Here is a 15,588-nt window from a genome sequence, read left to right as displayed (position 1 = left end):
CTGTGGCAGACACGAGCATGGACCTGGACACGGCGGTCGAGCTGACCAGAACCGGTGACGTGTGGGTGTTCCGGGGCACGAGCGTGCCGGACCGGGCCATCCAGCTCACCACCAACAGCCCGGTCAACCACGTCGGCATGTCCGTCGTGGTGGACGACCTCCCACCGCTGATGTGGCACGCGGAGCTGGGCAGGTCCCTGGTGGACATGTGGACCGGCACCCACCAGCGCGGGGTCCAGCTGCACGACCTGCGCGACGCCGTGCTGGTGTGGGGGCGCCGCTACGGGCAGCAGGCGTGGCTGCGGCAGTTGGACCCGCTGGCCGACCGCGCGATGGAGGACGCCGCGCTGCGGATGGTGGCCCGGCTGAACGGCACCCCGTTCCCCTCCACCGCGCAGCTGGCCGGGCGGTGGGCGCTGGGCCGGATGCCGTTCCGGAACAGGGCGCGCGAACGCCGGTTGGAGACCGCCTACTGCGCGGAGGTCATGGCTCTGACCTACGAGGAGATGGGGCTTTTGACCCAGGCCAGGCGTCCCGGGTACTACGACCCGGGACGGTTCTGGAGCGGGGACTCCCTGGAGCTGGAGGGCGGCTTCGCGCTGGGCGGGGAGATCCGGGTCGACCTGCCGGAATAGTCGTCCGGCCCGTGTATCGGACCGTTGGGATGGGCACGCACTGTTCAGGTCGCATCCGCATCGGAGGACACATGACGGAGCATTCTCTGGACGGCGCGGCCGTCGCCGAGTCCGACCTGGTCGTGCGCAGGGGCACGTTCCGCTGTGTGGCCTTCCGGGATCCGGTCGACGGCCAGGAGCACATGGCCCTGGTCCTGGGTTCGCTTGGGGACGGCGAGGAGGTCCTGGTCCGGGTGCACTCCGAGTGCGTCACGGGGGACGTCTTCGGCGCGCTGCGCTGTGAGTGCGGTGACCAGCTCGGCGCCGCCCTGGACACGATCCTGACCGAGGGCCGTGGCGTGCTGGTGTACCTGCGCGGCCACGAGGGTCGCGGGATCGGACTGGTGAACAAGGTCCGCACCCAGCTGCTCCAGGACGAGCGCGGGCTGGACACCGTGGACTCCGCGACGAGCCTGGGGCTGCCGGTGGACGTGCGGGACTACGGCCCGGCGGCGCGGGTGCTGCGGTACCGGGGCGTGCGCTCGGTGCGGCTGCTGTCCAACAACCCCGCCAAGGTGCGGGCACTGGAGGACCACGGGGTGAAGGTGGCCTCGCGGGTACCGCTGCTGGTTCCCGCGCACGAGAACAACTCCCGCTACCTGGTCGCCAAACGGGACCGCCTGGGGCACGACCTGCCGCACCTGAACGGGGACGCGAGGCGGGCGGGTGGCTGACCCGGCCTCCTGGCTCGGGCCCCGGGGCTGGGGCGCGGCGCTGCTCTACGCGGTGTTGGTGACGGTGGCGCTGATGGCGACGATCCGCCGGTACGAGCGGTGGCCCCTGGGTCCGGCGGACCTGGTGACCCTGGTGCGGGTCGGCCTGATCGGCGTGGTGACGGCGCTGGTGGCCGAGGGCGGACCGGTCGGGCCGCTGGTGTCGGTGGCGACCCTGGCCCTGGTCCTGGACTGGGTGGACGGGCTGGTGGCCCGGGGGACGCGCACGGAGTCCGACTTCGGGGCCCGGTTCGACATGGAGGCCGACGCGTTCCTCATCCTGGCCCTGAGCGTGTACGTCTCCGGGTCCCTGGGACCCTGGGTCCTGGCGATCGGTGCGATGCGGTACCTCTTCTGGGTCGCCGCCCGCGTGGCGCCGTGGCTGCGCGGCCCGCTGCCGCCGAGCGTGGCACGCAAGGGCGTGGCCGCGGCACAGGGGATCGTGTTGACGGTGGCCGCGGCGGGGGTCCTCCCCCGGTCGGCGGGGGCCGTCGTGGTGGCGGTGGCACTGGTCGCCCTGCTGTGGTCGTTCGGACGTGACGTGGTGGGACTGTGGCGGGCGCGTGTTCCCGTGCCCGGTGCCGCCGAGAGGAAGAGGTGAGGGATGGCGAGGACGGCTCGGGCGTTCTGGGTGCGCTCCCCGGGCGTGGGCGAGGTCCGGGAGGTGGAGCTGCCCGAACCCGGACCCGGCGACGTGGTCGTGCGCGCCCTGTGCTCGGGGATCAGCCGGGGCACGGAGACGCTGGTGTTCGGCGGCGGAGTGCCGCCCAACCAGTACGGGGTGATGCGCGCGCCCTTCCAGGAGGGCGACTTCCCCGGCCCCCTGAAGTACGGGTATCTGAACGTGGGTGTGGTCGAGGAGGGGCCGGGGGAACTGGTGGGGCGGACGGTGTTCAGCCTGTTCCCACACCAGACCCGGTTCGTGGTGCCCGCCTCGGCGGTGTCGGCGGTCCCCGAGGGCGTTCCCGCCGCCCGGGCGGTGCTGGCGGGCACGGTGGAGACCGCGATCAACGCGCTGTGGGACGCCGCACCGCTGGTGGGCGACCGGGTGACGGTGGTCGGCGCGGGCATGGTGGGCTGCTGTGTGGCACGCCTGCTGTCCCAGGTACCGGGGGCCCGCGTCCAGCTGGTGGACGTGGACCCGCGCCGGGCCGCGACCGCCCGACGCCTGGGGGTGGACTTCGCCCGGCCCGAGGAGGCCGAGGGCGACCGCGACCTGGTCTTCCACACGAGCGCCACCGAGGCGGGCCTGGTCTCCTCCCTGCGGCTGCTGCACGTGGAGGGCGAGGTCGTGGAACTGAGCTGGTACGGCGACCGGAGGGTCATCCTGCCCCTCGGGGAGGACTTCCACTCCCACCGGTTGACGGTGCGGGCCAGCCAGGTCGGCATGATCTCTCCGGCACGCCGCTCGCGCTACGACCACGCCGCGCGCCTCCAGCTGGCGCTGCGTCTGCTGGAGGACCCCGCCTTCGACGCCCTGCTCACCGGGGAGAGCCCGTTCGACGAGCTGCCCGCGGTGCTCCCGAGGCTGGCCAGCGGCGAGCTCGCGGCCCTGTGCCACCGCGTCGTGTACGAGAACTGACAGAACTGACAGAACCGACCGGTCCCGACACCCTGGGGAGTCCTCTTGTTCAGTGTCACCGTCCGCGACCACCTGATGGTCGCCCACAGCTTCCGGGGCGCGGTCTTCGGCCCCGCCCAGGCCCTGCACGGGGCGACGTTCGTGGTGGACGCCACCCTGCGGCGCCCCGAGCTGGACCCCGACGGCATCGTCGTGGACATCGGCGCCGCCACCCAGGAGCTGGGCGCGGTGGTGGCCGAGCTGAACTACCGCAACCTGGACGAGGTGCCCGAGTTCGCGGGGGTGAACACCTCCACGGAGTTCCTGGCCAGGGTGGTGGCCGACCGCTTGGCGGAGCGGATCGCGGCGGGGGCTCTGGGGGCGCACGCCGACGGTCTGACCGCGCTCTCGGTGACCCTGCACGAGTCGCACGTGGCCTGGGCCTCCTACGAACGCGAGCTGTGACCGGGGCCGCGCTGACCCCGGCGCTGTTCGTCGTTCCGGAGGCGGGAGCGCCCAGCGGCGGGCACACCTACGACCGGCGGATCGCGGACGTGTTGGGCGGGGAGGGTGCGCCCGACGCCCCGCGCCGCCCCGGACGACCGGTACGGACGGTGACCGTGCCCGGCTCGTGGCCGCGGCCGGGACCGCTCGGTACCGATGCGCTCTCCACGGTGCTGAGCGGGGCTCCCGATGGCGCGTGCGTGCTGGTGGACGGCCTGGTGGCGTGCGGTGTGCCCGAGGTGGTGCTGCCCCACGCGGGGCGGCTGCGGCTCCACGTGCTGGTGCACCTTCCCCTGGCCGACGAGTCGGGACTGACGGCGCGGGAGGCCCGGGACCTGGACGCGCGCGAACAGGCCGTCCTGCGGTGCGGGGTGACGGTGGTGGCCACGAGCGCGTGGGCGGCCCGGCGGCTGGCCGCGCACCACGGTCTGGCCGAGGCGGGCGTGCCCGTGGAGGTGGTGCGGCCGGGGGTGGACACGGCGCCGCTGGCGCGCGGCAGCGGGTTCGAGGAGGTGCCGGGCCGCGTCCCCCGGCTGGTGTGCGTGGCCTCGTTGACTCCGCGCAAGGGCCACGACCTGTTGCTGCGCGCCCTCGCCTGTCTCGTGGAGCTTCCGTGGGAGTGCGTGTGCGCGGGCCCGGGTTCCCCTCCCCCGCTCCCGGCCCCGCTGGCGGAGCGGGTGCGGTTCACCGGTCCGGTCGTCGGCGCGGAACTGGAGGGTGTGTACGCCTCCGCCGACCTGTCGGTGCTGGCCTCCCGCGCGGAGACCTACGGGATGGTCGTGACCGAGGCGCTGGCCCGGGGTGTGCCGGTGGTGGCCACCGAGGTGGGCGGGGTTCCCGAGGCGTTGGGCCGGGCCCCCGACGGACGCGTGCCCGGTCTGCTGGTGCCGTCGCGGGACGCTGCGGCACTGGAACGGGCGCTGCGGGACTGGCTGATCGACCCCGACCTGCGCGCGTCCCTGCGCGACGCGGCTCGACTGCGCCGTACGGATCTGGCGGGGTGGCCCGAGTCAGCCCGGGAGATGGCGCGCGTGCTCGGTCTTTGAGCGGCTCGGGAACAGGTGACCGCGTGTGACCGGGTTCTCCGGAGGCAGCATGTCCCCGTAGCAGGCCCGGTGGTATCGTGCATAGGGTGCAAAAATTCTTACAATGCATTTTTGCCGCCGCGGCAGATCTCTTCCGCCCGCGCACCCTCACCCGTTTCTCCTTCACCAGAGGCCAGCCTTGAGTACTCCTCAGTCCCAGGGCACCGCACGTACACCGATCATGCGCACCCTGAGCGGGCTGCTGATCGTCCTCGGCGTGACGATGCTCAGCGGCACGATCGTCTCGGTCGCGCTACCCCAGATCCTCGGGTCCCTCCAGGGCACCCAGTCCCAGTACACCTGGGTGGTGACCGCGACGCTCCTGGCGTCGACAGCGTCCACCCCCGTCTGGGGCAAACTCGCCGACCTCTTCCCGAAGAAGCGGCTGCTCCAGATCTCGATCGTGCTGTTCATCGTGGCCTCGCTGCTGAGCGGGTTCGCCCAGAACACCGAACAGCTCATCGCCTTCCGCGCCCTCCAGGGACTCGGTATGGGCGCCTCCCAGGTCCTGGTCCAGGCCACCATCGCGGCTCTGGTGAGCCCCAAGGAACGCGGTCGCTTCAACGGCATCATCGGCGCCATCATGGCGGTGGCCACCGTCGGGGGTCCGCTGATCGGCGGGGCCCTCACGGACGCCTCCTGGCTGGGCTGGCGCTGGTGCTTCTTCATCGGCGTCCCGTTCATGCTGGTCGCGCTGGTGGTGCTCACCCGCACGCTGCACCTGGTGGAGGAGCACCGCGCCAACGTGCGCGTGGACTACCTCGGCGCCACACTGATCGCCGCCGGGGTCAGCACCATCCTGCTGTGGGTGACCTTCGTCGGCGGGAGTTTCGCGTGGGTCTCCTGGCAGAGCGGCGCCATGGTCACCGGCGGTCTCGCGCTGCTGGCCGTGGCCGTGTGGGTGGAGAACCGGGTGGCGGAGCCGGTCATCCCGCTGCACCTGGTACTCCGCCGCGAGCCCATGATCGCGATCGTGGCCAGCGTCGCGGTGGGCATGGCGATGTTCGGTGGAGCGGTCTTCCTGGGCCAGTACTTCCAGCTGGCCCGGGGCTACTCGCCGACCGCCGCCGGGCTGCTCACCACCCCGCTGATGCTCGGCATGATGGTCTCCTCCACCATCTCCGGATGGCTGGTCTCCCGATCGGGCCGGGTCAAGGCCTACGTCGTCACCGGCCTGGTGTTCCTGTCCCTGGGGTTCCTGCTGCTGTCCACCATCGACGCGACCACCTCGCTGTACGTCGTGGCCCTGGGCATGCTGGGGGTCGGGGTGGGCGTGGGCATGTCCATGCAGAACCTCGTGCTCGTCGTGCAGAACTCGGTCCCGCTGCGTGAGCTCGGGGCCGCCAGCGGAGCGATCACCTTCTTCCGGTCCCTCGGCGGCACGATCGGCGTGTCCGTGCTCGGGGCGATCCTGGCCAACCGGGTGAGCACGAACGTGACCGACGGCCTGGCGTCCTCGGGCGTGGAGGTCCCCGCTGGAGGCTCCGACGGAACCACTCTCGATCTGGCGGGCATGCCTCCGTTCCTGCGCGAGATCGTCGAGGGCGCCTACGGCTCCTCCACCGGCGACATCTTCCTGGTCGCCACCGGCATCGCCGTGGTCGGCCTGATCGTCGCGCTCTTCCTTCCGCGAGTCCAGCTGCGCGACACCGTGGACATGGCACCGCCCGAGAAGGAGGAGCGGCCGGAGCCCGGGGAGCGGGCGACACTGTCCTCCTGATCCGGAAGGCCCCGCACGGGGCCTTCCGGCTTGCGCGGGGGTGGTGCGGGACTGGAGACTGCGGAGTGGTCCCCCGACCCCCCACACCCACAGGAGCGCGAGACCCCCATGACGCACCCCCCGATCGACGGCACCGTCGCCCACACCGCCCGTGTGTGGAACTACTGGCTGGGCGGAAAGGACAACTACCCCGTCGACCGCGAGGTCGGTGACCGGGTCAGGTCCCTGTTCCCCCAGGTCGCGGAGGCGGCACAGGGAGACCGTCTCTTCCTGCGCCGCGCCGTCAGCCACCTGGTCAAGGAGGAGGGCCTCACCCAGTTCCTCGACGTCGGTACCGGGCTGCCCACCGCCGGCAACACCCACGAGGTGGCCCAGACGCTGGATCCCTCGGCCCGGGTGGTGTACGTCGACAACGACCCCCTGGTCCTGGCCCACGCCCGCGCGCTCCTGGTGGGCACCGACGCTGGCCGGACCCAGTACGTGGACGCGGACCTGCGCGACGTGGACGGGGTCCTGGAAGCCGCCGGCGAGACGCTGGACCTGGAGCGGCCCGTCGGGCTGACCCTGATGGGCACCATGGGCCACTTCGAGATCGGCGAGGCGGTCCGCCTGGTGCGCGCCTACGTCGACCGCCTGGCCCCGGGCAGTTTCTTCGCGGTGTGCGACGGCGTGCTGGCGCACATGGAGGTCGAGGACGCCGAGCGGGCCGCCGAGGGCATGCGCGTCTGGGAGCAGCACGTGGCCCAGAAGTACCACATGCGCACCGTGGAGGAGTTCCGGAGCTTCTTCGACGGCTACGAGGTGGTGAAGCCGGGCGTGGTCTCGGTGTTCCAGTGGCGGCCGGAACCCACCGAGGTGGGCACCGTGCGCCCCATCCCCCAATACGCGGGTCTGGCCCGGAAAGCCTGACCGGCCCGGGCGCCGGGAGGGGCCCGGGAGACAGATCCGGGCAAAGGCTTCCTGGATCGGACCTCCCGGACGCACCCGAGCTGGCACTCTGGGAGGAGGCGTCCGCACGTTGGCGGTCGCACCCACCGGGAGGAGTCCCGTTGAGCTCTGTGTCCGAGAACCCACCGCCCGCTTTCGATCCGGGCTGGTTGGCCCTGCGGGAGGGCGCCGACTCCGAGGCCCGCGCCACCGCGACGCTCGAGGCGCTCCGCGCCTTCCTGGAGCGACGCGGCGGCGGATCGCGCGGGAGGCCGGTCAGGATCGCCGACCTCGGGTGCGGCTCCGGTTCCCAGGGGCGCTGGCTGGCACCCCGGTTGGCCGGGGCCCAGCACTGGACCCTCTACGACGTGGATCCCGGCCTGCTGTCCCTGGCCGGGGCGTACCTGCCCGCGACCTCGGCGGACGGTGCGCGGGTCAACGCGCGGATGTGTCTGCGGGACGTGGGTACGATCACCGCACAGGACCTTTCCGGGGTCGACCTGGTCACCGGATCGGCCCTGCTCGACCTGCTCACACACGCGGAGTTGGAGGCCATCGTGCGAGCGGTGACCGGTGCGGGCTGCGCCGCCCTGTTCACGCTGTCGGTGGCGGGCCGGGTGCAGCTCTTCCCGGACGACCGGGACGACCCCGCGCTGACGGAGGCGTTCAACGCCCACCAGCGCCGGGGCGGGCGGTGGGGGCCGGAAGCGGCCCGGGCCGCCGCGGGGTCGTTCGGCGAACACGGGTACGGGACCCTGATCTCGGCGAGTCCCTGGCGGTTGGGGCCGGAGAGCGTTCCGCTCGTCCGTTCCTGGCTGCGGGGATGGGTGGACGCGGCCCTGGAGCAGGACCCCGACGCGGCCGTGGGCGGGTACCTGGAGCGTCGGCTCGGCGAGTGCGATCGGGGGGAACTGGGCGTGATCGTGCACCACGACGACCTGTTGGCGCTGCCCGAGGAGCAGTCGCCACCCGAGGGGGCCGTGCCCCGCCCATGAACGGCACCGGAGGACGGTGGTCCAGGATCGTGCGCCCGACGGTCGGGGTCGCGGTGCTGGCCGGGGTGGTGTGGTGGTTCCCGTTGGAGGCCTTCACCGCCGCCTTCGGCGCGGTCGACCCCGCGACGGTGGCGGCGGCGTTGGGGATCGGACTGTTCACGACCCTGTTGTGCGCGGCCCGCTGGATCCTGGTGGCGCGCGGTGTGGGCCTGCGTCTGCCCTGGCCACGGGCGGTGGGCGACTACTACCGCGCGCTGCTCCTGAACGCGGTCCTACCCGCCGGTGTGCTCGGGGACGTGCACCGGGCGTTCAGCCACGGACGCTACGCCGGTGACCTGGCCCGTGGGGTGCGCGCGGTCCTGTTGGAGCGCATGGCCGGGCAGGTGGTGCTCGCCGCGACCTGCGCGGTGCTGCTGTTCACCCTGCCCGCCGCCCTCCTGGGCCCGGGGCTGCTGGCGGTGGCCGCCTCCCTGGGCGTGTTCGCCGTGCTGGCGCTGGTGGTCGCGGTCGGCTGGGTGCTCGGGCGCCGACGCGGGTCGGCCTGGTGGCGGACGCTGTCGGCGACGGTCGCGGACACCCGGGCCGGTCTGTTCACGGTGTCGACCGGCCCGGGGGTGATCCTGCTGTCGGCGGCGGCGCTGGCCGGACACCTCACCCTGTTCCTGGTGGCCGCCCGGGCGGTGGGGATCGCGGTGCCCGCTCCGGCCCTGCTCCCGTTGCTGGTTCTGGCGCTGGTGGCGATGAGCGTCCCGGCCAACGTGGGCGGATGGGGGCCGCGCGAGGCGGTGACGGCGCTGGCCTTCGGCGCCGCCGGACTGGGCGCGCAGGCGGGTGTGACGGTGTCAGTGGCGTACGGGCTGCTCGCCCTGGTCGCCGCCCTTCCCGGCGGACTGGTGCTGGTGTGGCGGCTTCTGCGGGTCGAGCACGTTGAGATACCCGGCGAACACCTGCACCAGGTGCGCCAGAAGATCACGGCCCTCGGCGGCCGTGGCGCGTGAGGGCTGACCCACCACACCGGAGCGCGTGTAGCGGGACAGCCCGGTGGTGAGCATGTGGTCGCGCCGGTCGGCGAGGTGGTCCGCCTCCTCGTAGCCGGGCCGGACCAGGTCCGGACGCACGTGGAGCAGGACCGAGGTCTCCAGCTCCCCGGCGTGCATGTCCCGGTCGTTGGTCGTGTTCATGCCCGACGCCCGGCGGGCGGCCTCCCAGTCGTGTGGGCCGGGGAAGAGTGCCATGTCGCCGCGCGAGGCCTGGACGAGGTTGGCGAGCACGTGGTTGCCGCCGTGCCCGTTGACCAGGACCAGCTTGGTGGTGCCCGCGGCCCGCAGGGACGCCGCGATGTCGGAGGCCATCGCGTACAGGGTGGGCGCCGTGACGCTGACGGTACCCGGCCAGGCATCGTGTTCGTGCGAGCAGCCGAAACTGATCGGCGGCAGTACCCGCAGCCCGGGGTGGGCGTCGGCCAGGCTCCGTGCCAGGGCGCAGGCGATGACGGTGTCGGTGGTCAACGGCAGGTGGGGGCCGTGCTGTTCGAGACTGCCCACGGGCAGCAGCGCCACCCGGGCGCCCCGTGCGCGCTCGTCCTGGCTGGTGTCACCGGGGAGGGGATCGGAGAAGTCCATGGGCCCATCCTCCCCCGTGGCCACGACGGAACGCGGCGCCCTCCGCCTCCGGGCGCGCCGGGCCCCCGCCCCGGCTTCGGGGGCTCTCCGGCCCCGCCCGCTGGAGGCGGGCCGGAGAGCCCCCCTCGCCCGTCAGTGCCCCAGGCGTCCGCGCCAGGCGGTGAGTTCGTGTGAGGTGCGCACGGCCCTGTCGGGGTGGATGGTGGCCACGGCCTGCACGAGGGCGTCGGCGACGATGATGCCGGTCAGGGCCTCGGCCGTCATGCCGGTGGGGGTGTGCGGGGCGGACAGGACGATGTCCACGCTGTCGCGCAGTTCCTCGGTCAGTTCGTCGGTCACCAGAACGGAGTGGGCGCCCACCGCGCGGGCCCGTTCGAGCAGCACCTCCACCTCCGGCAGGACGCGCCCGGGGGCGAAGACCACGACGGCGTCGCCCCGGTGGATGCCCAGCAGGTCGTCGGCCAGCCGGAAGCCGTCGGTGTCTATGGTGCGGGCGCGGGCGCCGGTGCGGTTGAGTTTGAGGGCCAGGTGCTCGGCGGCGATGTTGGAGGAGCCGACTCCGTAGGTGACGGTCTGCCCGGCCTCGGCCAGGACCTGCACCGCGCGGGTGAGCTCCTCGGATGAGGTGGCCGTGCGCACGTGTTCGACGCGGTCGCGGGCCTCGTCCACGACCCGGTCCCAGAGCGAGGTGAAGTCCCGTCCCATGCGGTCGATGCGTTCGCGCAGGCGTACGTCCGGGGCGACCTCGGAGGTGAAGGGGGCGGCGATCTCCTGTTTGAGGGCGGGCAGTCCGGAGTAGCCCAGGCGGCGCAGGGTGCGGATGACGCTGGCGTTGCTGGTGCCGCTGGCGGTACCGAGCTCCTGGGCGTTGGAGTAGAGGATCTGCTCGACCGGCGAGGCCGTGAGCAGGCGACACACCGATCGCTCCGCTGGCGAGAGGCTTTCCCAGTGAGTGCGCACCAGGGTGTGGAGGCGTTCCAGCCCCGGATTCGAAGAACTATTTGTTACAGCTCTTGACTGTGGCGTAGCACTCATTACACTCCTGAGGAAACAGTCGTTTCAACTATGCACGTCTTCGTAATGGATGTTACATGACGTGATCGGGGGACCACCATCATGACCACCACCTCGTCGCGAACGCCCTCGGGCCTGCCGCTCATCGAGATCAGCGGCGGCCCACGTGAGCGCGGCGTCGCCTATGGAGAGGCCGCCCGGGACCAGATCACCGCGGCCATGGGCTTCTACGAACGCGCCTTCCACCAGCAGACCGGCCTGAGCTGGGGCGGCGTCCTGGACCGCGCCCGCGGGTGGCTCGACACCTGCCGCGCCTTCGACGCCGACATGGTGACCGAGATGGAGGGCATCGCCGAGGGCGCCGGGGTCGGTCTCCTCGACGTCCTGGCCCTCAACGTGCGCGGGGAGATCATCTACGACTCCTCCTTCCGCGCCATGCCCACCGTCACCGAGGCCGACGACCGCGAGGCCTCGGACGGCTGCACCTCGTTCGCCCTCGCCGAGGGCGCGACCGGTGACGGCCACGTCTACGCGGGCCAGAACTGGGACTGGCGGCACGGCACCGCCGACACCGTCCTCATGCTCCGCGTGGTCCAGCCGCCCCGGCCCACGCTCATCATGCAGGTCGAGGCGGGCCAGGTGGGCCGGCACGGCGCCAACTCCGCCGGGATCGCCCTCAACGCCAACGGACTGGGCGGGCGGTTCGGGTCGGCCGTCGGCGTCCCGCAGACCCTCGTCCGCCGTCGGGTCCTGGACTCCTCCCGGCTCTCCGACGCCCTGAACGCGCTGGTCAGGACGCGTGCCCACATCGCCAGCAACGCGCTGCTCACCCACCGCTCCGGATACGCCATCGACGTCGAGACGACCCCCGGCCCGTGCCAGTGGATGTACCCCGACGACGAGGGTGTGCTCGTCCACGGCAACCACTACCAGGCCGGTGTCCCGCCCCAGCTGGCAGAGTCCTACCGCCCGCTCGCCACGGACTCGCTCATCCGCGTGCCCCGCGCCCGGCGCGGCCTGGCCGCCGTCCGGAACGCCGGCACCTCCGAGGAGGTGCGCGCCGCCGTCCACGAGGCCATGTCCGACCACCTCGGCCACCCCGAGTCCCTGTGCACGCACCCCGACCCCGCCGCTCCTGAGGTACGCCGCTGGTCCACCCTGCTCTCCAGCCTCGTCGACCTCACCAGCGGCGAGTACCGCGTCGCCGCCGGGAACCCCTGCGAGCACGACTACGAGCTCATGCCCTGGAACCTCTACGACGGCCCGGGCGCCCAGGGCTGACCCACCGTCCGCATCCCCCTCTTTCCTGGAGAAGACCGTTGTGAAGGACAGACCACCACGCCGCGCCGGAGCGGTGATCCCCGCCGCCGTCCTGGCGCTCGCAGTGACCGCGTGCACGGCCCCGCCCGCGGGCCCGGAGCTCGAACTGACCCCCACCACCGCCCCCGCCGCGGGTGAGCTGGACTCGGTGACCTGGATGCTCCCCTCCGAACCCACCTCGCTCGACCTGGACGCCAACGGCGGCACCGCGCAGAACACCGTCCTGGCCAACGTCTGCGAGCGGCTCATGCAGGTCGCTCCCGACCTCAGCGTCGGCCCCGGGCTGGCCGAGTACGCCGAGTGGGAGGACGACTCCACCGTCGTCTTCCGCCTGCCCCCGGAGGCCGCCTTCCGCGACGGCACCCCGATCACCGCCGACGACGTGGTGTGGAGCATGGAACGGCACGCGGCGGAGGGCGCCGAGGAGTCCGACGAGTACACGAATGTCGAACGGATCGAGGCCACGGGAGACCGCGAGATCACCGTCCACATGGGCCAGCGCGACGCCGTGTTCGTGCCCGCCATGGCCGGGAACGGGGGCATCGTCTACGACCGCCGCGCCCTGGAGGCCAACGGCGACGCCTATGGCACACCGCAGGGCACCGACGCCTGCACGGGCCCCTACCGGCTCACCGAGTGGAGCTCGGGCAGCCGGGTCGTGCTGGAGCGCGACGACGCCTACTGGAACACGGCCCGCGCCGCGCGCGTGGAGCGGGTGGAGTTCCGCTGGGCCGTCGAGAACGCCGTGGTGAACACCCTGAACACCGGCGAGTCCGACGGCGCCTACCTCGACACCGCGTCGGCCGCCGTCCCGCTGCTGCGCGACGAGACAGTGCAGGTGTACCAGGGTCCCTCCACCAATGTGTGGTCCCTCATCACCACCGAACGCGGCGGCCTGGCCGACCCCCGGCTGCGCCGCGCCCTGTCCCTGGCACTGGAACGCGACGGCATCTCCCGGGCGGCCTTCGGCGGCCTGGCCGAGCCCTGGTCCGCTCCCCTGGGCCCGGGCGGCTGGGGGTACGAACGCGAACGGTTCGAGGAGGCCTACGCGGCGATCGACGCCGCCCCCGCCGACCCCGACGAGCCCGAACTGGAACTGGCGCGCGCCCTGGTCGAGGAGGCCGGGGTCCCCGACGAGCCCATCGTCATCGCCAACGACGGTGAACCCGCACGCACCATCATCGCCAACGCCTTCGTGGACGCGGCCGCCAGGATCGGACTGGAGGCGCGGATCGCCACCGTGCCCCGGCAGCAGTTCGGCAGCTACTACGTGGACCCCGCGCTGCGTTCCCAGGTCGACCTGTTCTCCGACGAGTACTGGGTCTCGAAGAACGACCCCGTGGGCTTCTACAAGAACGGCGCCTCCGACGCCGGGGTGAACTACTCCGGCTTCGCCGACGAGGAGTACGACAGCCTCGTCAAGGAGGCCCAGGCCGCGACCGACGACGCCGAACGGGCCGAACTCGCCGTGGAGCTCCAGGACCGCTGGACCGAGGCCATGCCGTGGATCCCCGTCGTCCAGGTCCCCACGACCCTCGCCATGGGACCGGGGGTGACGGGGGCGCCCGCCTCCTCCGCGTTCCTCTTCTACCCGTGGGCCGCCGACCTCGGCGCCCGAGAGGACGAAGGCCGATGACCACGCACGTGCTGCGCCGCCTCGGCGGCATGCTGCTCACCCTGGCCGTCAGCTCGGCGCTGATCTTCGGCGCCATGTACGCCGCACCGGGTGACCCGGTGTCGTTCCTGGTGGGCGACCCCGAGAACGTCACCCCCGAGCGGATCGCCGCGGTCCGCGCCGAGTACCACCTGGACCAGCCCCTGCTGGTGCAGTACTGGCTCTGGCTGAGCGGCGCCGTCACCGGAGACCTCGGAACCTCGTTCCAGTACAACGCGGCGGTGAGCGACCTCATCCTCACCCGCCTGCCCACCACCGTGTCCCTGGTGGCCTACGCGGCGGTGCTCTTCACCGTCCTGGGCATCGCTCTGGGCACCCTGTCCGCCGTGCGCCGCGGGCGCCGCACCGACGCCGCCGTCACCGCGGGCACCACGCTGGCCGCCTCGGTACCGTCGTTCGTCCTGGCCATCGCGCTGATCTCCCTGTTTGGGGTGCGTCTCGGGTGGTTCCCGGTGACCGGCCTGGGCGAGGGGTTCCTCGGCCGGGTCCACCACCTGACGCTGCCCGCGATCGCCCTGGCCACCGGTGCCCTGGCCATCGTCTCCCGGGTCACCCGGCAGACGATGGTGGAGCAGTTCGACCTGGAGCACGTGGCGGCGGCGCGGGCGTCGGGGATCGCCGAACGGCACGTGGTCCGCCGCCACGTGCTGCGCAACTCCCTGGGCCCCGTCGTGACGATGTGCGGCCTGGTCACCGCCAGCATGCTCAGCGGGACCGTGGTCATCGAGTCGGCGTTCGGTCTCAGCGGGATCGGCGCGCTGCTGGTGGACGCCATCAACAACCTCGACTTCCCCGTCGTGCAGGCCGTCCTGCTGTGCATGGTGGTCGCCTACATGGGGGTCACGACCCTGATCGACCTCGTCCACCCGCTGCTGGACCCGACGGTCCGTATCGAAAGGAACCGGGTATGACCGCCCAGACGCCCACCACGGCCGTCACCGTGAGCACCGACCTCGGGCGTGCCCGCGGTTCCGGGGAGCGCGGCGCCCTGTGGGTCAGCGGAGGGTTCCTCGTCGCGGTGGTCCTGGCCGCCGTGTTCGCCCCACTGGTCGCTCCGGCCGACCCCAACGCCATCGATTTCGGCAACATCTGGGCGCCACCCGGCGCCGACCACTGGCTGGGCACCGACCAGATGGGCCGCGATCTGCTGTCCCGGGTCGTCCACGGCGCCCGGGAGAGCCTGCTCGGCCCGCTGGCCCTGCTGCTGCTCGCCTCCGCGCTGGGTGTGGCGATGGGCACGCTGGCCGCCTGGCGGCGCGGCTGGGTGGACGTCCTCCTCGCCCGTGTCACCGACGTCATGTACGCCTTCCCCGGACTGCTGTTCGTGGTGCTCGTGATCGCGGTGTTCGGCAGCGGCATGACCACGGCCGTCGTGGCGCTGGGGCTGGCGTTCACTCCGATCATCGCCAAGTTCACCCGCAGCGTCGCGTTGGCGGAGTGCGCCAAGCCCTACATCGACGCCTACCGGGTGCAGGGGGTGAGCGGGCTGGTCATCTGTCTGCGCTACCTCATCCCCAACATGGCACCCGCCCTGCTCGGGTACCTGGTGGTGCTCTTCGGTGAGGGCCTGATGAGCCTGGCCACCCTCAGCTTCCTCGGGTTCGGCGCACAGCCGCCCAGCTCCGAGTGGGGCCTGATGGTCCAGGAGGGGCAGTCCGCGCTGATCCAGGGCGTGCTGTGGCCCGCGCTGGTCCCCGGCGCGGCCATCGCCCTGGTCGTGGTCGCGTTCAACATCGTCGGGGTGCGTGTCGCCGACCGGCTGAACTCACGGAGGTAGG

15 protein-coding genes and 1 pseudogene are annotated in these 15,588 nt (G+C 72.4%); 14 read left to right on the top strand and 2 right to left on the bottom strand.

Going from position 1 to position 15,588, the window contains the following annotated elements; all coding sequences use genetic code 11:
• The first annotated feature begins 17 nt into the window (after positions 1-17).
• From D452_RS0105410 to D452_RS0105365, 10 genes and pseudogenes are all read left to right on the top strand, one after another.
• Positions 18-635 carry a hypothetical protein gene (locus tag D452_RS0105410; protein ID WP_017543128.1) on the top strand — a complete coding sequence of 206 codons (618 nt, stop codon included), beginning with the start codon at positions 18-20 and terminating at the stop codon, positions 633-635.
• A gap of 71 nt (positions 636-706) precedes the next feature.
• Positions 707-1,348: a GTP cyclohydrolase II gene (locus D452_RS0105405; RefSeq protein ID WP_017543127.1), complete on the top strand. Its 642-nt coding sequence runs from the start codon at positions 707-709 to the stop codon at positions 1,346-1,348.
• The gene (locus D452_RS0105400) at positions 1,341-1,988 is read left to right on the top strand and encodes a CDP-alcohol phosphatidyltransferase family protein (RefSeq protein WP_017543126.1); all 648 of its coding nucleotides are present in this window, start codon (positions 1,341-1,343) and stop codon (positions 1,986-1,988) included. The genes D452_RS0105405 and D452_RS0105400 overlap by 8 nt, the downstream gene beginning before the upstream one ends.
• A gap of 3 nt (positions 1,989-1,991) precedes the next feature.
• The gene (locus D452_RS0105395) at positions 1,992-2,969 is read left to right on the top strand and encodes a zinc-dependent alcohol dehydrogenase (protein WP_017543125.1); all 978 of its coding nucleotides are present in this window, start codon (positions 1,992-1,994) and stop codon (positions 2,967-2,969) included.
• Positions 2,970-3,014: 45 nt separating this feature from the next.
• Positions 3,015-3,413 carry a 6-pyruvoyl trahydropterin synthase family protein gene (locus D452_RS0105390; protein ID WP_017543124.1) on the top strand — a complete coding sequence of 133 codons (399 nt, stop codon included), beginning with the start codon at positions 3,015-3,017 and terminating at the stop codon, positions 3,411-3,413.
• Positions 3,410-4,498 (top strand): glycosyltransferase family 4 protein, encoded by a 1,089-nt coding sequence (locus tag D452_RS0105385; protein ID WP_017543123.1) that lies wholly within the window; start codon positions 3,410-3,412, stop codon positions 4,496-4,498. Before D452_RS0105390 ends, D452_RS0105385 begins: the two co-directional genes overlap by 4 nt.
• Positions 4,499-4,718: 220 nt before the next feature.
• A complete protein-coding gene (locus D452_RS0105380; RefSeq protein WP_017543122.1) occupies positions 4,719-6,257 on the top strand; it encodes an MFS transporter in 1,539 nt (512 codons plus the stop codon).
• A gap of 108 nt (positions 6,258-6,365) precedes the next feature.
• A complete protein-coding gene (locus D452_RS0105375; protein ID WP_017543121.1) occupies positions 6,366-7,166 on the top strand; it encodes an SAM-dependent methyltransferase in 801 nt (266 codons plus the stop codon).
• Between the two features lie 149 nt (positions 7,167-7,315).
• Complete coding sequence (locus D452_RS0105370; RefSeq protein ID WP_017543120.1) at positions 7,316-8,179, top strand: class I SAM-dependent methyltransferase; 864 nt, start codon at positions 7,316-7,318, stop codon at positions 8,177-8,179.
• A pseudogene (locus D452_RS0105365) lies at positions 8,176-9,006 on the top strand (lysylphosphatidylglycerol synthase transmembrane domain-containing protein); the annotation flags it as partial. The gene D452_RS0105370 and the pseudogene D452_RS0105365, both read left to right, overlap by 4 nt.
• 15 nt (positions 9,007-9,021) lie before the next feature.
• Here D452_RS0105365 and D452_RS29435 read toward each other — a convergent pair.
• Together D452_RS29435 and D452_RS0105355 are read right to left on the bottom strand one after the other, a co-directional pair.
• A complete protein-coding gene (locus D452_RS29435; RefSeq protein WP_026128991.1) occupies positions 9,022-9,801 on the bottom strand; it encodes a creatininase family protein in 780 nt (259 codons plus the stop codon).
• Between the two features lie 132 nt (positions 9,802-9,933).
• Positions 9,934-10,719 carry a MurR/RpiR family transcriptional regulator gene (locus D452_RS0105355; RefSeq protein WP_017543118.1) on the bottom strand — a complete coding sequence of 262 codons (786 nt, stop codon included), beginning with the start codon at positions 10,717-10,719 and terminating at the stop codon, positions 9,934-9,936.
• Between the two features lie 198 nt (positions 10,720-10,917).
• On the opposite strand from D452_RS0105355, the gene D452_RS0105350 reads away from it, so the two are divergent.
• The 4 genes from D452_RS0105350 to D452_RS0105335 are packed head-to-tail and all read left to right on the top strand — an operon-like array spanning position 10,918 to position 15,587.
• Entirely contained in the window at positions 10,918-12,096 is a 1,179-nt protein-coding gene (locus D452_RS0105350; protein ID WP_017543117.1) for a C45 family autoproteolytic acyltransferase/hydolase, read from the top strand.
• Positions 12,097-12,136: 40 nt separating this feature from the next.
• A complete protein-coding gene (locus D452_RS0105345; protein ID WP_026128989.1) occupies positions 12,137-13,771 on the top strand; it encodes an ABC transporter substrate-binding protein in 1,635 nt (544 codons plus the stop codon).
• Positions 13,768-14,721 carry an ABC transporter permease gene (locus D452_RS0105340; protein WP_017543115.1) on the top strand — a complete coding sequence of 318 codons (954 nt, stop codon included), beginning with the start codon at positions 13,768-13,770 and terminating at the stop codon, positions 14,719-14,721. Before D452_RS0105345 ends, D452_RS0105340 begins: the two co-directional genes overlap by 4 nt.
• Positions 14,718-15,587 carry an ABC transporter permease gene (locus tag D452_RS0105335; RefSeq protein ID WP_017543114.1) on the top strand — a complete coding sequence of 290 codons (870 nt, stop codon included), beginning with the start codon at positions 14,718-14,720 and terminating at the stop codon, positions 15,585-15,587. The genes D452_RS0105340 and D452_RS0105335 overlap by 4 nt, the downstream gene beginning before the upstream one ends.
• Position 15,588: the final 1 nt, after the last annotated feature.

It is taken from the genome of Nocardiopsis prasina DSM 43845, from assembly GCF_000341265.1.
In the GTDB taxonomy this organism is placed as follows: Bacteria; Actinomycetota; Actinomycetes; order Streptosporangiales; family Streptosporangiaceae; genus Nocardiopsis; species Nocardiopsis prasina.
Note: the sequence above shows the minus strand (reverse complement) of the source record. Positions and strands in the feature narration are given on the sequence as shown.